We start from the raw sequence: 18,510 nt of genomic DNA, 5'->3' as shown, positions 1-18,510 counted from the left end.
CTGACCGTTCAGCGATAGACCTTGGCGGGATCGAACAGCCGCTCGGCGTCGACCGGCGACAACAGCGGCGCGCCTTCGGCGTCGCGGTCGACGCGGCGATAGAAGCAGGATTTGCGCCCGGTGTGGCAGGCGGCGCCGCCGCCCTGCTCGACCTTGATCCACACCGCGTCCTGGTCGCAGTCGACCCGCATCTCCAGCACCCGCTGCACATGGCCGGAGCTTTCGCCCTTGCGCCACAGCCGGCCGCGCGAACGGCTGAAGTACCAGGCTTCGCCGGTCTCGATGGTCTTCTGCAGCGCCTCGTCGTTCATGAACGCGACCATCAACACGTCGCCGCTCAAGGCATCGGTGGTGACGCAGGTGACGAGCCCCGCGGCGTCGAATTTCGGACGCAGCGCGAGGCCTTCTTCGACGTCGTCGGGTGCAGTGGCAGGCGTGGTTGGTGCAGACATCGGCAAATCCCTTGGGCCAATCCCTTGGAAGAAATCACACACTCGGCGTCATCCTGAGGAGCCAGGCGAAGCTCGAAGAGCGAAGCCTGGCGTCTCGAAGGATGGGCCGCAGGCATTGAAGTGCAGCCGCGCGTATCGTTCAAGCGCTGTCCTTGCGGCGTCATCCTTCGAGGCTGCTCCGCAGCGCCAGGGCGCTGCGGAGCAGCACCTCAGGATGACGGCGTTTGCAGCAGATGAAGAGGCTTAGCGCCCCCCGCGGATCATCGACATGAACCGCGCCTGCTCCGCCGGATTGTCGCGGAACATGCCGGTGAAGCGGCTGGTGAAGGTCATCGCGCCCTGCTTGCCGATGCCGCGCACCGACATGCAGGTATGCTCGGCCTCGATCATCACCGCGACGCCGCGCGGCTTCAGCACTTCGTCGACCGCAGCCGCGATCTGCGCGGTGAGATGCTCCTGGGTCTGCAGCCGGTGCGCGAAGATATCGACCAGCCGCGCCAATTTCGACAGCCCGACCACGCGCTCGACCGGCGTATAGGCGATATGCGCCTTGCCGTAGAACGGCATCACGTGATGCTCGCAATGCGAGGTGAAGCTCATGTCGCGGATCAGCACGAAATCGTCGTAGCCCGCGGTCTCGCCGAAGGTGCGGTTCAACACCTCGGCAGGACACTGGTGATAGCCCTGGAACAGTTCGTCATAGGCTTCGACGACGCGGCGCGGCGTATCCAGCAGGCCCTCGCGGGAAATGTCCTCGCCGATATAGGCGAGCAGCGTTTTGACCGCCTGCTCGGCCTCGCCGCGCGACGGCCGCGGATGGTCGGGCTTCACGGCGGCGGCGAGGAATTCCGCAGGGTCGAGCTCGGCGGGGCGAAACTCTTTGCCGTCTGCGGATTTGCCGTCGGGCTTGCCGGTTCGCAGCGGCTTGATCAATGCGTCCATCTTTTCTCCGTTCGACCGGCCGCTTCGGACCGGAGTGTCACCGGGCAGACGGGCGGCGTTGCAACCGCCGGGCGCCTGAAGCCCTCACATCAAGTTCAGCGCCAAGTGTAACACTGGAACAGGTGATGTGAATTGCCAAATTCCGCGTGATCGCAAAAGCCGTCAGACTGTATTTCTGGCTGCTCAGCCCTATATAGGGGAGCAATCCAGCGCGCCAAGCGTCCGACGAGATCACAGATCCCATGCTGAACGACATCTACAACAAGCGCATCATCGAACTCGCCGGTAACATCCCGCGGCTGGGACGCTTGGAGGCGCCGGACGCCAGCGCCACCGCGCATTCCAAATTGTGCGGCTCCACCGTCAAGGTCGACCTCAGGATGGACGGCCCGGTGGTCACCGATTTCGCCCACGACGTGAAAGCCTGCGCGCTCGGCCAGGCCTCCTCCTCGATCATGGCGCAGCACGTGGTCGGCTCGACCGCCGGCGAATTGCGCGAGCTGCGCGAGACCGTGCGCAAAATGCTGAAGGAGAACGGCGCGCCGCCGCAGGGCAAATGGGCCGACATCGCGCTCTTGGAGCCGGTGCGCGACTACAAGGCGCGCCACGCCTCGACGCTGCTGACCTTCGACGCCGTGGTCGATGCGATCGGGCAGATCGAGGCCAAGGCCGGGCAATCGGTGCCGGCGGAAGGTTAGCTTCGTTCTGACGTTAAGCCGAAAGCGACTGTCATTCCGGGGCGCGCGTCGCGTCAGCGACGGGCGAACCCGGAATCTCGCAACAGGCGACCGGCAGCCCTCGCAGCAAGATTCCGGGTTCGCTTGGGCTATCGCCCTTCGCGCCCCGGAATGACGACGTCGTTGTGGTTGAGCGCGAGCTGTCTTGGCGCTGCGGGTGCGCCCCGGAATGACGGGTGGTGGGTGAAGTGCTGGCAACCACTCATGTCAGCGCGAGGAGTGCGTCTGTTAGCGCTGCGGCTGGGCCGCGGTTCCGCTCTGGCCGCCGGTCGGCAGGTTGGCTTCGGCGGTCTTGGTCGGCTTCACCGCCGCCGGCACCACGATCTCCGCGGCCACCGGCGTCTCGCTGGCGACGCGGTCCTGCTGCGGCTTGACTTTGAGTTCGGCGACCGCGGGCCCCTGGTCGAGCGGCGGCAGCAGCTCGGCGAGCACCTCGGTGGTGAGCAGATTGGTCAACACCAATTCCTGCCGCGACAATTCGTGCAGGTTTTCCCACGGCGGCACGTTGAGCGCGAGCGACAACAGATCGCCGGTGCCGCCCATGTCGAAGGTGAATTTCGCCAGCCGGCCGATGTCGCGCTCGACGATCATCATGTCCTGCGCGGTGTAGCTGGCGGCGCGGGCGTCGTCGGCGCGGTCGCCCATCCAGATCTGATGAACCCGCACATGAGCGCCTTCCGGAATGTAACGAACATTCCCCGCCAACAGCAAGAAAACGCACATGGATTCGCAATAGGCCTGCGGCGCGATCGCGGTCTTCAGGCCGCCCGGGATGGGCACTTCGATGGTGCTGCCGACGGTGGTGCGCAGTCCCAATTTGCGCCAGCGCCGCCCCAGCGTGATGGCGTCGTTGACCGAGCCGCCGCTGGAATCGAGCACCACCGCGGCGCCGCCGAGCGGCCGGCCGCGGGCGAAATCGTCGAAATCTTTCGGGGTCTCGGCGGTGACGATGCCGACCGCGGAAATCCAGCCGCGGCAATTCGGCTCGCAGGCCACCCAGTTGAACCGCATCGGCAGCTTGCGTTCTTCGAGCTGCCCGCCGGCGCCGGCCTGCGCCAGGGTGCCAGGCGCCGTCGACGCCACCGCCAGGACCACACGCAGGGCAACGGCGCAGAACAGCACCTTGCCGACAAATCTGAGCGACCGCACGAGCTTCAAGTCTGGTTCCTTTCCCGCGCTGGTCCAGCGTCGGCATTTGGGCACCACACGAATCCGTCACGTAAGCGACATCAAAAAGGTATCTCTGGCGGGGCCAGGCGTCCATACGACTTTTCGTGCGTAAAGCCGAAAAAGGTGCGATATTTCAGCACTGTGGCACCGATGCTTCCTTAGGTAATGCTCCGTTGCGCACCAAGCGTGCAGTGCGAAGCGCAATGTTGTGACAACCCGCTCATGAAACACGCAATCAGCTGTCCGGACTGTGCCAAGGCGATGATGCGGCTGCCCGGTCGCGCCGGACGCGGCGCGATCTGGCTGTATCGCCACACGCTGTCGCCGCTGGTCGGCTATCATTGCCGGCATCTGCCGAGCTGCTCGGTCTATGGCGACGAGGCGATCGAACGCTTCGGGCTATGGGCCGGCGGCTGGATGACGCTGGCGCGGCTGCTGCGCTGCCAGCCCTGGGGCACCCACGGCATCGACAACGTGCCGCTGACCGCGCCCGCCGGCGCGCGCTGGTATCTGCCCTGGCGCTACGCGCGCTGGCGCGGCGTCAACGACTGACCGCGGCATTGCCCTCGATCATCGCCGCGACCTCGCCGCGCAGCGCCTGCCGCGCCGCGTCGCGCGAATAGAACATGTGGCCGCCGGGATAGACCGCGAGCCGCACGCGGTCCGGCGAGGCATAGGCCGGCAGCTGATCGAGGATGATCTTGGAGCCGAAATACGGCGTCGCCAGATCGAACAGGCCGTGCGTCACCAACAGCTTGAATTTCGGATCCAGCGCCAGCACCTGGCGCAGCTGCGTCACCGATTCCACCGGATTGCGGCCGCGGCCGAAATCCCAGGCCCGCCCCACCTCGTCATTGAGCAGCTGATAAGAGCCGTCCGGCCGCCAGTTGAGCCGCCGCGTGGTGTGATCGACCGCGACGCTGGTGAGCGGCGCCAACAGCGGCTCCAGCGACGGGTCGCCGAAATGCGCCGAGCTGGAGTCGGGATTGGGATCGAAGCCCAGCACCGAGGCGTCGTAGCGGCCGGTCACCCGGCCATTGCGGCGATCAAATTCGCGGCGAAACTCGGAGCTGTCGAACCGTCCCGCCAGCCGCCGGCTGACCACCGGATCGATGCCCGTCAATGCCGCGACCCGATCGGCCAGCCGCCGCGTCGCCTCGGCGTCGGCCTGGCCCTTCACCAGATCGCGCAGGAAGTCGCCGCCCGCATAGGCTTCGACGTCGGCGAGATCGGCGCGGCTGATGGTGGTTTTCACCTGCGCCTTGGCCTGCCGCGCCGCCGCCGCCATGCTGGGCAGGCTGGCGACATATTGCAGAAGGCTGGAGCCGGAATAGTCGCGGAAGTCGAACAGCGGCGACACCAGGATCAGCCCCCTCACCCCGATGCCCTGCTCGGTCTGCAGATCGTGCACGATCTTCGGCCCGCGAATCCCGCCATAGCTTTCGCCGGCGAGGAATTTCGGCGACAAGAGCCGGTCGGATTTCTCCAGCCAGCGCCGGATCACCAGCGCGATCGCGCTGACGTCGCCATCGACCGAATAGAACCGCTTGCGCACCTCCTCGCCGGTCGCGACGAAGCGGCTGTAGCCGGTGCCGGCCGGATCGATGAACACCAGATCCGTAAAGTCGAGCCAGGTCTCGGCGTTGGGCTGCAGCTCCGGCACCGCCGACGAACTCAGGCCCTCGCCCTCGAAGGCCAGCCGCCACGGCCCGGCGGCGCCGAACTGCAGCCAGGCCGAGGATGCCCCCGGCCCGCCATTGAACAGGAAGGTCACCGGCCGGCTGCGGGCGTCGGCGCCGTCGCGCAGATAGGCCGTATAGGCGATGTCGGCCTGCGGCTCGCCCTTGCCGTTGAACAGCCGGATCGAGCCGGCGGTGGCTGAAAAGCTCAGCGTGCGGCCGGCGACCGTCAGGGTGTGCTGGGTGGTGGAGTCCGGCGGCAGCCGGTGCTGATCGCTGGCTGCGGCAGGCGGCGCCGCGCTGCGCGGCGGCGGCGCGCTGTCGCTGCGGCCGTGCGGGCTCGCAGCGCTCGCCGCATCCTGCGCCGCGGCCGCCAGCGGCCAGGCCAACGTCGCCAGCGCCAGCGCGATCCCGACAGAACGCCGCGGCCAGTGTCGCATCATCAGGTCCTCCGCGCGGCCAGGCGCGCCTCCGCAACGTTCCAGACTTTCGTGGCGAGGCTGCGACAGCCCGGCGGCCGGCGCAACGCACGATCGTTTGAGTCAGAAGCTAACGCAGGCGCCGTGCAGCGCGATCAGCACCGATTGCTGGCGGAACTGGCGCTTATAGGCCTCGGCGATATCGGTCAGCGCCGCGCGCTTGTCCGGATCGTCGGCGAACACGATCTGCAGGACTTTCGACGGCTCGCGCACCAGCACGCCGGTCGCCGGGTTGCGCCATTGCCCGTGGCTGTCGAGCACCGTCAACCCGTCGGGAAATCGCGGCGTGACTTCGTCGGCGACGAAGCGCGCGAACGCCGCCTCGCTGACCACGCCACCGCGCAGGGTGCGGCCGAACATCAGCTCGGCGCTGAGCATCGGCTGCGACGGCGCCACGCAGGCTTGCGGCAGCGACGCGCAGCCGCCGAGCGCCAGCACCGACACCACGACCGCGGCCAAACCGGCGCGCGTGGTCAAATCCCGTCGCGACATCTCCCCTCCGTTCCGTCGGCGGACCACTGGCCGCCCTCGCCTCGAGCCGATCGCCAAAAACCCGCCGCGCCGCTTCCTCGGCGCTATTTTCCGCCGTTGCAACGCCCGATTCCGCTGCTATACCACTGCCTTACGCTTACCTGCGCTCGTTCGCAGGAGTGAGCCAAAGGAGAACATGATGCCTGATAAATCCGCGCCCGCCGCCCAGGGATTCCAATACAGCCTCAGCAATCTGAAGCCGGCCTCGGCGAGCCACGCCACCGTCACCTTCCCCGACGGCAAGACCCGGGAATATCCCCGCGGCACCACCGGCCTCGAGATCGCCAAGAGCATTGCACCTTCGCTCGCCAAACGCACCGTGGCGATGGCGCTCGACGGCGTGTTGACCGACCTCGCCGATCCGATCGACCACGACGCCAAGATCGACTTCATCGCCCGCGACGACGCCCGCGCGCTGGAATTGATCCGCCACGACTGCGCCCATGTGCTCGCCGAAGCGGTGCAGGCCTTGTGGCCCGGTACGCAAGTCACGATCGGCCCAACCATCGAGAACGGCTTCTACTACGACTTCTTCCGCAACGAGCCGTTCACGCCGGAGGACTTCGCCGCGATCGAAAAGAAGATGCGCGAGATCATCGGCCGCGACACGCCGTTCACCAAGGACGTCTGGGACCGCGAGAAAACCAAGCAGGTGTTCGCCGACAAGGGCGAGATGTTCAAGGTCGAACTGGTCGACGCGATTCCCGGCACCGAGCCGATCAAGATCTACTACCAGGGCGACTGGTTCGATCTGTGCCGTGGCCCGCACATGACCTCGACCGGAAAAATCGGCACCGCCTTCAAGCTGATGAAGGTGGCCGGCGCCTATTGGCGCGGCGACAGCAACAACCCGATGCTGACGCGCATTTACGGCACCGCCTTCGCCAAGCAGGAAGACCTCGACGCCTATCTGCACCAGATCGAAGAGGCGGAAAAACGCGACCACAGAAAACTCGGCCGCGAGCTCGACCTGTTCCATTTTCAGGAAGAAGGCCCCGGCGTGGTGTTCTGGCACGCCAAGGGCTGGACCATCTTCCAGGCCCTGATCGCCTATATGCGCCGCCGGCTCGCCGGCGACTACGCCGAGGTCAACGCGCCGCAGATTCTCGACAAGGTGCTGTGGGAGACCTCCGGGCATTGGGACTGGTATCGCGAAAACATGTTCGCGGCGCAGTCCGCCGGCGACGAGGCCGAGGACAAGCGCTGGTTCGCGCTGAAGCCGATGAACTGCCCCGGCCACATCCAGATCTACAAGCACGGGCTGAAGAGCTACCGCGACCTGCCGTTGCGGATGGCCGAATTCGGCGTGGTGCATCGCTACGAGCCGTCCGGCGCGATGCACGGCCTGATGCGGGTGCGCGGCTTTACGCAGGACGACGCCCATGTGTTCTGCACCGAGGCGCAGCTCGCCGAAGAGTGTCTCAAGATCAACGAGCTGATCCTGTCGACCTATTCGGACTTCGGCTTCGGCGACATCGTGGTGAAGCTTTCGACAAGGCCTGAGAAGCGCGTCGGCACCGACGAGAGCTGGGATCATGCTGAACGCGTGATGGCCACCGTGCTGAGCGAAATCGAGGCGGCCTCCGGCGACCGCATCAAGACGTCGATCAACCCGGGCGAAGGCGCGTTCTACGGGCCGAAGTTCGAATACGTGCTGCGCGACGCGATCGGCCGCGACTGGCAGTGCGGCACCACGCAGGTCGACTTCAACCTGCCGGAACGGTTCGGGGCGTTCTACATCGACGCCGACGGCACCAAGAAGACGCCGATCATGGTGCATCGCGCGATCTGCGGCTCGATGGAGCGCTTCACCGGCATCCTGATCGAGCACTTCGCCGGCCACTTCCCGCTGTGGCTGTCGCCGGTGCAGGTGATGGTCACCACCATCACCTCGGAAGGCGACGAGTACGCCAAGGTGGTGGCGGCGGCGGCACGCAAGGCCGGCTTGCGGGTCGAGCTCGACCTGCGCAACGAGAAGATCAACTACAAGGTGCGCGAGCACTCGCTGGCCAAGATCCCGGCGCTGCTGGTGGTCGGCAAGAAGGAAGCCGAAAGCCATCAGGTTTCGGTGCGACGGCTCGGCAGCGAAGGCCAGACCGTGCTGCCGACTGCCGAGGCAATCGCCGCCCTGGTCGAAGAAGCGGTGCCGCCGGACGTCAAGCGAGCGCGGGACGAGGGGTAAATCAGGCCGCCTTGGGCTGCCCGACATTGATGAGGGATTCGGCGGGAATGCCGAGTCCCTCGTGCAGTTTGCGGATCATGCCAAGAGTCAGTTCGCGTTTGCGATTGAGCACTTCGTGCACCCGGTTTCGATTGCCGATAAACGGAATGAGATCGCGCGGCTGCAGCCCGTTCTGCTCCATGTGATATTTGATGGCTTCCACCGGATCCGGCAGGTCGAGCGGATAATGCTTGCGCTCCCACGCCTCGACCAGCGTCACCAACACATCGAGCCGATCGCCTTCGGGGGTGTTACGGCGGGCGGCCATCAGGCCCTCGACCTCCTTCAAGGCCCGGCGGTAGTCGCGTTGCGATTTGATCGGTGCAATGTCCATGGTGGTGCTCTCAGATCTTCTGGGCGTCGATGGCGTCGTACTGTTTGTGACTGCCGATAAATCGAATATAGACGACCCGGTAGGGATAGTTGATCCAGACGACGATCCGATATTTGTTGCCGGCAATGTTGAACACCGCGCGGCCGTCTTTGAGAATACTCACGCTTCCGATATCGCGTTTGACGTCCGCCGGTCTCGCCCAGTCGGCTTGCCTGATCTGGCGAAACCAAGCCATCAGCGGCTCACGCGCGTCGGCAACGCTGGAGCCGCGGTCGAGAAACGCTTTGATCGTGCTGAGCGCAATAACTCTCACGAGACAACTTATAGCATAGTCCCACCCTGGGACCAAGGCCCGCTTGCGACAGGGCGCGCGAGCGCTTAGATAGATCCGAATACCCACCGGGCTGCCGAGGACACCATGACCGAAGAACAGCACCTGCCGGCCTATCCGATCCGGGCCTATCAGCTGATCCCGGATCCCAACCAGCCGACCGTGGTGGCGCTGGCGATCGAGACCGACCAGGGCCACAGCCTGTTCCTGGCGACCCGGCAGATCCTGGAAGACCTCGGCCGCGACCTGCTCGACCGCGCCGCCATGATGCCGGCCAAGACCGCCGCGAACACGACTCCTGGATTAAAGTGAGCTCTGCCATGTCCGACGTCGTCGAATTCCTGAAGACCCGCCGCTCGGTGAAGCCGCGCGAGATGACCGGGCCCGCGCCCTCGCCGGCCGAGCTCGACACCATCCTGACCATCGGCGCGCGGGTGCCGGATCACGGCAAGCTCGCGCCGTGGCGCTTCATCGTGTTCGAGGGCGAGGCCCGCGACCGCGCCGGCGCGATCATCGCCGAGGTGTTTGCGCAGAAGCATCCGGAGGCGCCGGCAGCCGACGTCGAGGCCGCCCGCGGCGCGCTGCGGCAGGCGCCGCTGGTGGTCGCGGTGGTCTCCTCGCCGAAGCCACACGACAAGGTGCCGGCCTGGGAGCAGGAATTATCGGCGGGCGCCAGCGCGCTCAACCTGGTCACCGCCGCGACCGCGCTCGGCTACGGCGCCAACTGGCTGAGCGGATGGTTCGCCTATGACCGCGACGTGATGGACCGCCTCGGGCTGAAGCCGGAGGAACGGTTCGCCGGCTTCATCCATATCGGCACGCCGCAGCGCCACAGCAGCGAACGCCCCCGCCCCACGCTCAGCGAGATCGTGACGCGGTTCTGAGCAGCGTTTCGATCAAGGGTTGAGGCAACTCACTCAACGCGGCTGTCATTCCGGGGCGCGAGGCCGATAGGCCGAGCGAACCCGGAATCCAGTACTCACCGCCCTGGAATACTGGATTCCGGGTTCACTCGCAGCGAAGCTGCTCGTGCCCCGGAATGACGGCTTGCGATTCTGAAGCGCAGCGAGCGATCTCGACAAGCGCTCACGCCGCTTCCGACGCGCGGACGCCGAACCGCGACAGCAGGCCGTCGATGTCGGCGGACGGCCGCGCCGCGCTGAACAGGAAGCCCTGCACCTCGTTGCAGCCTTCAGCGCGCAGCCAGTCCAGCTGATCCAAGGTCTCGACGCCCTCCGCGGTGGTGGTGATGTTGAGGCTGCGGCCGAGCCCGGAGATCGCCCGCACGATCGCCAGGCAATCCGGCCGCTGCGCCAGATCCTGCACGAAGGAGCGGTCGATCTTGATCTTGTCGAACGGGAAGCTGCGCAGATAGCTCAGCGACGAATAGCCGGTGCCGAAATCGTCCATCGAAATCCGCACTCCCAATTCGCGCAGCTGATGCAGCGTGGCGAGATTGGCATCGGTGTCGGCGAGAAACAGCGATTCGGTGATTTCCAGCTCGAGCCGCGTCGGCGACAGCCCGGACTGCGCGAGGGCCGCGATCACCACCTGCACCAGGCTGCGGCAGCGGAACTGCACCGGCGACAGGTTGACCGCGACCTTGATGTCGGCCGGCCACTTCACCGCCTCGGCGCAGGCCTGCCGCAACACCCATTCGCCGAGCCCGACGATCAGCCCGATGTCCTCGGCCACCGGGATGAAATCCGCCGGCGAGATCATGCCGCGCACCGGATGCCGCCAGCGCAGCAGCGATTCGAAGCCGGTGATGCGGTCCTCGGCGAGATTGACCAGCGGCTGATAGTGCAGCTCGAATTCGCCCTTGGCGAAGGCGCGGCGCAGGTCGATCTCCATGTCGCGGCGCTTCTGGGCCTGGCGGTCCATCTCGCGTTCGAAGAAATGGTGGGTGCCGCCGCCCTCGGCCTTGGCGCGGTACAGCGCCATGTCGGCGTTGCGCAGCAATTCCTCGCCGTCTTCGCCGTCGCCGGGCGACAGCGCAATCCCGATCGAGGCGCCGATCACCGCCTCCGGGCCGTCCAGATCGTACGGCACGCTCAACACCTCGATCAGCCGGGCGGCGAAATCGCTGGCCTCGTGCGGCGCGTTGATGCCGCCCAGCACGATGGCGAATTCGTCGCCGCCGAACCGCGCCGCCAGGTCGTTGCCGCCGACCTCCTGGCGCAGCCGGTCCGCCACCTTCTGCAGCAGCCGGTCGCCGGTCGGATGACCGAACGAGTCGTTGACGTTCTTGAACAGGTCGAGGTCGATGCACAGCACCGCGACCTTGGTGCCGGCGCGCCGGCTCTGCTCCAGCGCCTGCTGCAGATGCTCCTGATAGGAGCCGCGGTTCGGCAGATTGGTCAGCCCGTCGTGGTGCGCCATGAAGGCGATCTTGGCCTCGGCCTTGCGCCGCTCGGTGATGTCGACGACGGCGACCAGAAAGCCGTCGCGGCCGTCGAACGCCACCTGGCGGCCGAAGGTCAGCACCTCGATCTCGCTGCCGTCGGCCTTCAGATGTCGCCAGTTGCGGCCCGAGTAATGCGTATCACCGACTTGCAGAACGCTGCGCAGATGCTCGTCGCGTTCATCCTCCGGCCAGATATCCTGCAGCTTCATCCGCAGAAACGTCTCGCGGTCGAAACCATAATGCTGCACGGCGGCGTCATTGACGCTGAGGAACTCGGTGGTTGTGGCGTCGAACACCCACATCGGCATCGGATTGTTGTCGAACAACAGCCGGAACGAATCTTCGCGCTTCTTCAGCGAGGTGACGTCGGACACCGTCAGCGACACCACGTCGCCGAACGCGGTGGCGCTGAGCCGGATGGTCTGCTCGCCGCGATCGATTTCGAGCACGTCGCTGGTGCCGCTGCTCACCACGTTGAGCAGCCTCGCCACCACGGTCGTCGAACACAACAGATGACCGCCGCCGCACAGCCGGCTCCATTGCAACGCGGTCGACGGCGCGCCGATCAGCCGGCAGGCGCCCTCGTTGAGATGGACGATCTGGAAGTCGAACGGCCGGTTGTCGGAATTGCGGATCGCCGCCAGCGACAGGATGCCGTCGTCGGTCGAGGAGAAGATCGCGTCCAAGAGATTGTACTGCGCGCCGCGCTCGTTGACGTAGACGCCGATCAGTTTTTCGCCCCAGCGCGACGCGGTCGGCAACGCCACCACGTCGTAGGTCCGCACCATGCCGGCGCGGACGCAATGCGCCACCGCCAGATAGGGCCGGCCGGTCTCGATGCCGCAGCCGGCGGCTTCGGCGAGCGCCGTGGCGCAATCCGCCGGCAGCGCGCTGAGCGGCACGTCCCAGGCGTCCTGGCCGAGCCATTCCTGGATGTAGCGGCCGCTGCGCGACACCGCGAGCGAGGCGCCCTCGCCTTTCAACAGCACGATGTGATCGGCCAGCCTGCCCAGGCTCCCGAGCATGACGTCTTCGTAGCGTGGCAGGGTTTGTCCGGGCTTCAGCGCGGCGCGCCATTTGCGCTTCAGCACCGGGATATCGCCGAACATCTCGGAGTCGATTTTGGCAGAGAGTTTTTTGGCAGCAGTCACGGCTAGTCCCCACAGCGCAGCAATTCCAACTGCCGCACTCCAAGGCCGGTCGCATTAAGACACTGTAAACGCTGCCGCGCCGGCGCCAAAAACCGTGAATTATGAAGCTTTTAAGTCGCCCCATGGTTAGTGCGCGTTAGTGACTGTGACAGCGCGCGGGACTGCAACGGTACCTCGATCAGCGGGCGATGACTTCGATCTCGCCGTCGACGCCGTTGACGACGTTGAAGCCGCGCTCGAACATCTTGCCTTCGTTCTTGGCGATGGCGCGATACTCGCCTTCGGACAGCACCACGCGCGGGAACGCGCCGATCGACTCCTTGACCACGTCGCCGCCCGGCGTGATCACCGACCAGGCGGTGTTGGCCAGCGCCTCGCCGCCCTTGTCGCCGACCAGCTTCAGGGTGATCACCGCGGCGCGGTGGGTGACGATGACGTCGGTCAATTTGCCGGCCTGCACCCGGATGTCGGAGCGCACCACCGAATTGGCATCGCCGTAATTCGAGACGATGTAATAGGTGCCCTCGGGCACGAGCACCACGTCGCCGGCGGCGACGTTCGGCAGCAGCGGCGCACGCTCGCCGGCTTCGAACTGGCTGCCCTTGTAGATGCTGAACGAGATCTGGTTCTGCGGGATCTTGCTGGTGCCGACCCGGCCTTCGATCCGCAAGCCGCCGGCGGGCAGCACGAAGGATTCGCGGTCGGTCTCGGTTTTCAAGGTCACCGGACGCACCGCGCTGACCAGGCCGTGGGCGACGTGCACCACATAGCTGCCCGGCGGCAGCACGATATTGGGCGTGGCGCCGCGATCCTCGCGGACCAGCTTGAACGCCCCGGTCTCGTCGGGGCGGTCGGTATACACCCGCCAGATCAGGTTGTTGCCGATCACCGGCAGATCCTTGCCGTAACGCGCGGTCAGCGCCAGCACCGCCTGCGGCGGCGCGGCGGGCGTCGGCGGCAATGGCGACACCGCGGGCGGCGTCACCGCGCTCACCGGCGGCTGGATCAGCGTCGGCGGCAGGCCGGGCGGCGCGGCGGCGGGTCCCGACGGCGGCGCCAGGCTGATCGCGCCACCGGCCGGCGGCTCCGGCACCGAGGCCGGCGGGATCGGCGGCGGCCGGTCGCTGAAGAACTGCGCCACGGCAGACTGCGGCGCGCCCAATGCAAGTGCGGCGGCCAGCGCGAACGCGATCCGCCAGCCGCGGCGGCGACCACATTCTGAGCCAGCTTTATCGGTTGACGTCATGCCGATGGTTTTCACCGAAAACGCGGCGAATTCAAGCCTCTGCAGCATGGCCCGGCGGCGACGCGGCAAGCTTGCGGGCGGCGGGCGGAATTTTGCGAAAACCCACGCATTCCGCGTGGAAAAGCCGGATTCCGCCCGGCAGTATCGCGGTGTGGTCACCATTGCGGTTTACAGCGAAACCAAAGTGGCGAAACCTTTTGGTCGGCTTTGCCTGGTTAGATGGGCATGCGCGTCAGATTTTCTCGATTCCACGGTGGTCGGCGAATCATCGTGCTGGGCTTGACGCATTTGCGGCATCAAACCTGCTTTGTCGGGGGGACTGGCGGGAAGCACCCGCCGCAATTAGATCCCTTTTGGGAACTCAAATCAGGATGTCAGTGGGGAGTGTTTGGTGTTGGAAAACCTGATCGGGCGCGGCCAGCAGGCATCGCTTGGCCGCGACAAGGTCGGCCTCGGTAGTATCAGACGCCCGGTGATCGGCTTGGCGCTCGGCGGCGGCGCGGCGCGCGGCTTCGCCCATATCGGCATTCTGCGCACCCTGCTCGCCAACGGCATCGTGCCGGACGTCGTGGTCGGCACCTCGATCGGCGCCGTGGTCGGCGCGGCTTACGCCGCCGGCCATCTCGACAGCCTGGAGGACTGGGCGCGCAGCCTGCAGCCGCGCAACATCTTCGGCTATCTCGACATCCGGCTGAACGGCTCCGGGCTGATCGGCGGCGACAAGCTCGCCGCCCAGCTCGAGGCGACGCTCGGCCAGATCCAGATCAGCGATCTCATCATCAAATTCGCCAGCGTCGCCACCGAGGTGCGCACCGGCCACGAAATCTGGCTGACCCAGGGCCGCATCGTCGACGCGGTCCGCGCCTCCTATGCGCTGCCCGGCATCTTCGCGCCGGTGCTGATCGGCGACCGCTGGCTGGTCGACGGCGCGCTGGTCAATCCGGTGCCGGTGTCGGCGGCGCGCGCGCTCGGCGCCGAAATCGTCATCGCGGCGAACGTCTCGAGCGACGTGTTCGGTCACGGCACCACGATCTTCTCGCACGGCACCCCGATCGAGGAGATCGAGACGGTGATCGAAAGCCCGGCGCCGCGGCGCGGCTTCGGCCGGTTCTTCTCGGCGGAACGTTTCATGAAGCGCGAATTGTTCGGCACCAGCGAACGGCCCGGCATCTCCACCGTGATGGTCGACGCCTTCAACATCATGCAGGACCGCATCACCCGGGCCAGGCTGGCCGGCGATCCGCCGGACCTTTTGATTTCGCCGCGGGTCGGCAAGATCGGCTGGTTCGACTTCCACCGCGCCGACGAGATGATCGGTCACGGCGCGCGCGCCGCGGAGCGCGCCATCGAGTCGATTCAGGAGGCGATCGAGATCATCGCCCCGGAGACCCCGGCGGAGGCGCTGGCCGACTCCGAAAAGGCTTAGGACAGTAAAGACTTATTACGGAACGTTCGGATTCGCGATGAGCGCCAGTCGGCTGCTGGCGCTGGTCCGCGCGAGGGTTCAGGCGGTCTTGATGTAGTCCTGCAGCGCCTGCTGCTCGTGCTCGTATTCGCGCAACCGCCACTTGACGATGTCGCCGATCGAGATCAGCCCGACGATCTCGTTGTCCTCGATCACCGGGATGTGCCTGAACTTGCCGGAGGTCATCAGCTCCATCATCGCCGAGACGGTATCGGCGGGCCGGCAATGGATCACCTTGCGGGTCATCACCGCGCTAACCGGCTCGTCGAGCACGCCGGCGCCGCGTTCGCCGAGCACCCGGACGACGTCGCGTTCCGACAGAATGCCCTCGATGCGCCGGCCGCGGGTCATCACCAGCACGGCGCCGATCCGGCGGTCGGCCAGCACCTTGACCGCGGCATGCAGCGGCGTGTCCGGCTCGACACCCACGATCTGACGTCCCTTGGATTCAAGAATTGCGCTTACCGTCATGGTTCGTCTCCCTGAGAGAACGCGCCTTGCTGGCGCCGTTGGTTTTGTTTGGCAGTAGCAGTCAGTGAACAGATCAGCTGCGATATCGTTCAGGGTGGCGCGGCTGCGGACCCTGCTTCGCTTCCGAGAGCAGATCAGATGTCTGCTCTAACCACTTGCTCAAGAGCGATCTTTTCAATCGCCATCCGGCGCAGTGACGGCGCCACCGCGGTGGCCCGACACACGTTAACTGCAAATAACTTGCAACAATGATGGATCAAACCGGCACCTGGCGCAAGGTAGCGATTAACCGCAGGCCTCAACTCTCGGGGAAAGAGCCGTCGGCGGCGGGCCGCGCCCGCGGCACCGGATCGAACAGCGCAAACAGCAACAGGCCGGCGAAGAACCCGCCGATATGCGCCTGCCAGGCGACGCTGGCGCCCTCGGCGCCGATCGCGATCGATCCCACCCCGAAGATGATGTTGATGCCGAACCACACCGCCAGGAAGCCGAGCACCCGCGGGTCGCGCAGCGCCCGGCTCAACGGCTGCGCCGGCACCCGCGCCGCGCTCTCGGCGTCGCCGCGGCGAAACGACAGGAAGCCGCCCGGCACGAAGGCAAAGCGGATCGCCGCCGCCATCGCGCCCGACACCGAGGCCGAGGCGCCGATCATCGGCGCCATCGCGTGCTCGTGGGTAACGAGATGCGCCGCGGCGCCCGCGGCCGCGGTCACCGCCATAAACAGGAAGAACCGCGGCGCGCCGAACCGCCGCGCCAAGGCGCTGCCGAACGGCAGCAGCCACAGCACGTTGAAGCCGAGATGGCTGAGATTGGCGTGCAGCAGCGAATAGCTGACGAAGGTCCAGATCTTGGCCGCGGTGCCGCCGGGAAACGGCGTCGCCAGCAGCGTCGAATCGTAGCGCAGCGGGATGAAGCCGAACAGCTCGATGCTCCAGTAGTCCCATTCCGGCGGCAGCAGCACGCGCAGATGGATCACCGCCAGCAAGGCGACGTAGGCGGTCAAAGCGCCCGGCAGGGTCAGGATCGGTTCGCGGGGAGGATCGACGGCTTGCAAGGTCTGGCCTTCAGGGCTCGTGTCCCGCAGCGAGGCACCTGCGGTCAGGCTTCGGCCAGGACACATCCGGTTCGGGGGTGGATCGATCAGACTTCTCGTGAGGACCAAGCTTTGTGAGCCACCAGCGATGGCCCCATAGGCGGCCCGGCAGCTTGGTGCAAGCGCGGGATCGGCCCGGCCCGCCGATCCTGACATAGCACGAAAAAGGCAAGGACCAGAGAAAACCTATATAGCGTTGACATTATTAATCTATTTCTGAAAACACGAGCGAAAAGCTCGGCCAGAAACTGTAGAATAAAACGAGATTTCGAAAAACATGAGCACGCCAGCGAGGGGCGCAAGATCGCAGCCGCCGACCTCCGCCTCCTCGGGCTGAGCGCTTTCCGCCCGACCCCTGATCGCCGTTCCCGACGTCAACCGCGGCAGGGTCCAGACGCGGCCAGGTCGCGGCCCGGCCGACTGGATAGCCGACGGGCAGGTCACGGCCAACGTGGCCTGCCTGGCGTGCATGCAGCGCCGATGTCCGGCTCGACACGCTCCCGTACGGCCATCGCGTGAGTCGGGCGACGGATGACCTGCGAGGCCTGTGGTACGCCAGGCGCGGTGTGCATCAAGCCCAACTGGCACGACCACCCGAAAGGCTTCCTTGCGCCATTCACGCGAGGTAGCGCTGAAGACGAGACGGCTTCCCCTCGCCGACTGGAACGATTGGGCGGGAGAATGCTGCGAAGGCAGTCCAAACGAACGATAGCCATTCCAAGACCTGCCGTTTAGGTTGCGCCACCGATTCAGCGCAAGTGCAAAAATGGCTCTAATTCAGCTCCACGGTTTCGACGGAAGCTACCAGCGGCTCAAGGATGGCTGGCGTCAGCAATGCGAACAGGCGGGGGAGCCGTTCGAGGACTTTGCGCGAGGGACTTTTCTTGTCCTGGACGAGTTGGCTCTCAAACCGGAGCGTCGGGCAGGTATTTTCGCCTTTCAGCATAGAGATGATCTTCCTGAAATCGTCTGCCAAGCCAATTGCTCTCCCCTGCCGGGACACCCGGATCCGGTGCTCCGCATTCGGATGGTGACCATGTCCCCGGCGCTGGACTTTGCGGAGGACGATACGACCTCACGGTACATCGATAATCTCGTCGAACTTTTCTACGGAATTGTTCAATTATCTCAATCAGATAATTGGCCCGAAATGAGCGCGAAGGAGATCAAGTTCCATCTCCGGAGCCCGGAGGACTACGCCTTCTTTCGAGGAGCCGTAGGGAACCTCGCTGCCGTTTCTCGCTTCAAGTCGGTTGTTATGAAGGGCGCTTGGCTCTACATAACCAAAGCGACTTGATCTAGATCAAAGTAACGAAGCCGAAGCATATGCGTTGTATCTAGGAACGCACCACAGGCAGGAGAGCACTATGAGCCAGCGAGAGACAGCGGAATTCAAAGCTGAGCTTAGGAAGGCTTTCAGCGACGCTATCGATCTGGTGGGTTTAGAAGCCTTCAAGAGGACGTCGCTTTTTGGGTCGAACGACCGCGCTTATCTGGCTACGAAGAACCAGCAAGCCGCCTAGCGGGTCACCCGACCAATCGGAAGCCCGCTTATTGGCGGGCTTTTTTTTGTTTTGAATCAAAATGATTACATAACAGGTCGAGCGAGGGTAGCGTCTCGGGCTGATGCAAGCGTCTACCCCACCGGCGTCCCGGTCTACGATACCGCCCGCAAGGATCGGCCCTGGGCTGCCAACTCATAATTAATACCAACGGTCATTGAGATTGACCGACATGTGCCCAGTCTCGCATCCCGATTGATGTGATTGTGTGGGGTTGTGCGACGAGTTTTTGCCACGCC

At 65.4% G+C, this 18,510-nt stretch carries 20 protein-coding genes; 9 read left to right on the top strand and 11 right to left on the bottom strand.

What is annotated here, in order from left to right; translation table 11 throughout:
• Positions 1 to 8: 8 nt before the first annotated feature.
• Both hisI and folE read right to left on the bottom strand, forming a co-directional pair.
• Complete coding sequence (hisI, locus tag HNR60_RS12900; protein ID WP_184258089.1) at positions 9 to 452, bottom strand: phosphoribosyl-AMP cyclohydrolase; 444 nt, start codon at positions 450 to 452, stop codon at positions 9 to 11.
• Between the two features lie 243 nt (positions 453 to 695).
• Positions 696 to 1,394, bottom strand: a complete 699-nt coding sequence (gene folE, locus HNR60_RS12895; RefSeq protein WP_184258087.1) for a GTP cyclohydrolase I FolE — start codon at positions 1,392 to 1,394, stop codon at positions 696 to 698.
• A 242-nt stretch (positions 1,395 to 1,636) separates the two neighbouring features.
• Here folE and HNR60_RS12890 point away from each other — a divergent pair, with 242 nt between their 5' ends.
• The gene (locus tag HNR60_RS12890) at positions 1,637 to 2,092 is read left to right on the top strand and encodes an iron-sulfur cluster assembly scaffold protein (protein ID WP_184258085.1); all 456 of its coding nucleotides are present in this window, start codon (positions 1,637 to 1,639) and stop codon (positions 2,090 to 2,092) included.
• A 267-nt stretch (positions 2,093 to 2,359) separates the two neighbouring features.
• Here HNR60_RS12890 and HNR60_RS12885 read toward each other — a convergent pair whose 3' ends face one another.
• The gene (locus tag HNR60_RS12885) at positions 2,360 to 3,289 is read right to left on the bottom strand and encodes a COG3904 family protein (RefSeq protein WP_184258083.1); all 930 of its coding nucleotides are present in this window, start codon (positions 3,287 to 3,289) and stop codon (positions 2,360 to 2,362) included.
• 234 nt (positions 3,290 to 3,523) lie between these two features.
• On the opposite strand from HNR60_RS12885, the gene yidD reads away from it, so the two are divergent.
• On the top strand, positions 3,524 to 3,853 hold the full coding sequence (yidD, locus tag HNR60_RS12880) for a membrane protein insertion efficiency factor YidD (protein ID WP_184258081.1): 330 nt from the start codon (positions 3,524 to 3,526) through the stop codon (positions 3,851 to 3,853).
• Here yidD and HNR60_RS12875 read toward each other — a convergent pair.
• Together HNR60_RS12875 and HNR60_RS12870 are read right to left on the bottom strand one after the other, a co-directional pair.
• Positions 3,843 to 5,423 carry a S10 family peptidase gene (locus HNR60_RS12875; RefSeq protein ID WP_430694926.1) on the bottom strand — a complete coding sequence of 527 codons (1,581 nt, stop codon included), beginning with the start codon at positions 5,421 to 5,423 and terminating at the stop codon, positions 3,843 to 3,845. The two genes, yidD and HNR60_RS12875, sit on opposite strands and share 11 nt — an antisense overlap.
• A 99-nt stretch (positions 5,424 to 5,522) precedes the next feature.
• A complete protein-coding gene (locus HNR60_RS12870) occupies positions 5,523 to 5,951 on the bottom strand; it encodes a DUF3574 domain-containing protein (protein WP_184258079.1) in 429 nt (142 codons plus the stop codon).
• A gap of 178 nt (positions 5,952 to 6,129) precedes the next feature.
• On the opposite strand from HNR60_RS12870, the gene thrS reads away from it, so the two are divergent.
• A complete protein-coding gene (gene thrS / locus HNR60_RS12865) occupies positions 6,130 to 8,172 on the top strand; it encodes a threonine--tRNA ligase (RefSeq protein WP_184258077.1) in 2,043 nt (680 codons plus the stop codon).
• A gap of 1 nt (position 8,173) precedes the next feature.
• On the opposite strand, the gene HNR60_RS12860 is transcribed toward thrS, so the two are convergent.
• Both HNR60_RS12860 and HNR60_RS12855 read right to left on the bottom strand, forming a co-directional pair.
• Complete coding sequence (locus tag HNR60_RS12860) at positions 8,174 to 8,545, bottom strand: helix-turn-helix domain-containing protein (protein ID WP_184258075.1); 372 nt, start codon at positions 8,543 to 8,545, stop codon at positions 8,174 to 8,176.
• Between the two features lie 10 nt (positions 8,546 to 8,555).
• Positions 8,556 to 8,858 (bottom strand): type II toxin-antitoxin system HigB family toxin, encoded by a 303-nt coding sequence (locus tag HNR60_RS12855; protein WP_184258073.1) that lies wholly within the window; start codon positions 8,856 to 8,858, stop codon positions 8,556 to 8,558.
• A gap of 105 nt (positions 8,859 to 8,963) precedes the next feature.
• On the opposite strand from HNR60_RS12855, the gene HNR60_RS12850 reads away from it, so the two are divergent.
• Both HNR60_RS12850 and HNR60_RS12845 read left to right on the top strand, forming a co-directional pair.
• Positions 8,964 to 9,188 carry a hypothetical protein gene (locus HNR60_RS12850; RefSeq protein ID WP_184258071.1) on the top strand — a complete coding sequence of 75 codons (225 nt, stop codon included), beginning with the start codon at positions 8,964 to 8,966 and terminating at the stop codon, positions 9,186 to 9,188.
• 8 nt (positions 9,189 to 9,196) lie between these two features.
• Positions 9,197 to 9,760: a nitroreductase family protein gene (locus HNR60_RS12845; RefSeq protein WP_184258069.1), complete on the top strand. Its 564-nt coding sequence runs from the start codon at positions 9,197 to 9,199 to the stop codon at positions 9,758 to 9,760.
• A 202-nt stretch (positions 9,761 to 9,962) separates the two neighbouring features.
• Here HNR60_RS12845 and HNR60_RS12840 read toward each other — a convergent pair whose 3' ends face one another.
• Both HNR60_RS12840 and HNR60_RS12835 read right to left on the bottom strand, forming a co-directional pair.
• Entirely contained in the window at positions 9,963 to 12,434 is a 2,472-nt protein-coding gene (locus tag HNR60_RS12840) for an EAL domain-containing protein (protein WP_184258067.1), read from the bottom strand.
• 178 nt (positions 12,435 to 12,612) lie between these two features.
• A complete protein-coding gene (locus HNR60_RS12835; RefSeq protein ID WP_184258065.1) occupies positions 12,613 to 13,680 on the bottom strand; it encodes a hypothetical protein in 1,068 nt (355 codons plus the stop codon).
• Between HNR60_RS12835 and HNR60_RS12830 the strand changes: the two genes are divergently transcribed.
• Both HNR60_RS12830 and HNR60_RS12825 read left to right on the top strand, forming a co-directional pair.
• Positions 13,679 to 13,963: a hypothetical protein gene (locus HNR60_RS12830; protein ID WP_184258063.1), complete on the top strand. Its 285-nt coding sequence runs from the start codon at positions 13,679 to 13,681 to the stop codon at positions 13,961 to 13,963. The two genes, HNR60_RS12835 and HNR60_RS12830, sit on opposite strands and share 2 nt — an antisense overlap.
• A 108-nt stretch (positions 13,964 to 14,071) precedes the next feature.
• On the top strand, positions 14,072 to 15,106 hold the full coding sequence (locus tag HNR60_RS12825) for a patatin-like phospholipase family protein (RefSeq protein ID WP_184258061.1): 1,035 nt from the start codon (positions 14,072 to 14,074) through the stop codon (positions 15,104 to 15,106).
• A 78-nt stretch (positions 15,107 to 15,184) separates the two neighbouring features.
• On the opposite strand, the gene HNR60_RS12820 is transcribed toward HNR60_RS12825, so the two are convergent.
• A complete protein-coding gene (locus HNR60_RS12820) occupies positions 15,185 to 15,616 on the bottom strand; it encodes a CBS domain-containing protein (RefSeq protein ID WP_184258059.1) in 432 nt (143 codons plus the stop codon).
• Between the two features lie 298 nt (positions 15,617 to 15,914).
• The gene (locus tag HNR60_RS12815; RefSeq protein ID WP_184258057.1) at positions 15,915 to 16,670 is read right to left on the bottom strand and encodes a rhomboid family intramembrane serine protease; all 756 of its coding nucleotides are present in this window, start codon (positions 16,668 to 16,670) and stop codon (positions 15,915 to 15,917) included.
• An 805-nt stretch (positions 16,671 to 17,475) separates the two neighbouring features.
• On the opposite strand from HNR60_RS12815, the gene HNR60_RS12810 reads away from it, so the two are divergent.
• Positions 17,476 to 18,006 carry a hypothetical protein gene (locus HNR60_RS12810; RefSeq protein ID WP_184258055.1) on the top strand — a complete coding sequence of 177 codons (531 nt, stop codon included), beginning with the start codon at positions 17,476 to 17,478 and terminating at the stop codon, positions 18,004 to 18,006.
• A 70-nt stretch (positions 18,007 to 18,076) separates the two neighbouring features.
• The gene (locus tag HNR60_RS12805) at positions 18,077 to 18,232 is read left to right on the top strand and encodes a hypothetical protein (RefSeq protein ID WP_184258053.1); all 156 of its coding nucleotides are present in this window, start codon (positions 18,077 to 18,079) and stop codon (positions 18,230 to 18,232) included.
• Positions 18,233 to 18,510 lie beyond the last annotated feature (278 nt).

This window comes from Rhodopseudomonas rhenobacensis, assembly GCF_014203125.1.
Classification (GTDB): Bacteria; Pseudomonadota; Alphaproteobacteria; order Rhizobiales; family Xanthobacteraceae; genus Rhodopseudomonas_A; species Rhodopseudomonas_A rhenobacensis.
This window is presented reverse-complemented; position numbering and strand designations above follow the sequence as displayed.

Coding starts and splice junctions, on each gene's coding strand:
- hisI (WP_184258089.1), bottom strand. CDS start 452: ATGTCTGCACCAACCACGCCTGCCACTGCACCCGACGACGTCGAAGAA.
- folE (WP_184258087.1), bottom strand. CDS start 1,394: ATGGACGCATTGATCAAGCCGCTGCGAACCGGCAAGCCCGACGGCAAA.
- HNR60_RS12890 (WP_184258085.1), top strand. CDS start 1,637: ATGCTGAACGACATCTACAACAAGCGCATCATCGAACTCGCCGGTAAC.
- yidD (WP_184258081.1), top strand. CDS start 3,524: ATGAAACACGCAATCAGCTGTCCGGACTGTGCCAAGGCGATGATGCGG.
- HNR60_RS12875 (WP_430694926.1), bottom strand. CDS start 5,423: ATGATGCGACACTGGCCGCGGCGTTCTGTCGGGATCGCGCTGGCGCTG.
- HNR60_RS12870 (WP_184258079.1), bottom strand. CDS start 5,951: ATGTCGCGACGGGATTTGACCACGCGCGCCGGTTTGGCCGCGGTCGTG.
- thrS (WP_184258077.1), top strand. CDS start 6,130: ATGCCTGATAAATCCGCGCCCGCCGCCCAGGGATTCCAATACAGCCTC.
- HNR60_RS12860 (WP_184258075.1), bottom strand. CDS start 8,545: ATGGACATTGCACCGATCAAATCGCAACGCGACTACCGCCGGGCCTTG.
- HNR60_RS12850 (WP_184258071.1), top strand. CDS start 8,964: ATGACCGAAGAACAGCACCTGCCGGCCTATCCGATCCGGGCCTATCAG.
- HNR60_RS12845 (WP_184258069.1), top strand. CDS start 9,197: ATGTCCGACGTCGTCGAATTCCTGAAGACCCGCCGCTCGGTGAAGCCG.
- HNR60_RS12830 (WP_184258063.1), top strand. CDS start 13,679: ATGCCGATGGTTTTCACCGAAAACGCGGCGAATTCAAGCCTCTGCAGC.
- HNR60_RS12835 (WP_184258065.1), bottom strand. CDS start 13,680: ATGACGTCAACCGATAAAGCTGGCTCAGAATGTGGTCGCCGCCGCGGC.
- HNR60_RS12820 (WP_184258059.1), bottom strand. CDS start 15,616: ATGACGGTAAGCGCAATTCTTGAATCCAAGGGACGTCAGATCGTGGGT.
- HNR60_RS12810 (WP_184258055.1), top strand. CDS start 17,476: ATGGCTCTAATTCAGCTCCACGGTTTCGACGGAAGCTACCAGCGGCTC.
- HNR60_RS12805 (WP_184258053.1), top strand. CDS start 18,077: ATGAGCCAGCGAGAGACAGCGGAATTCAAAGCTGAGCTTAGGAAGGCT.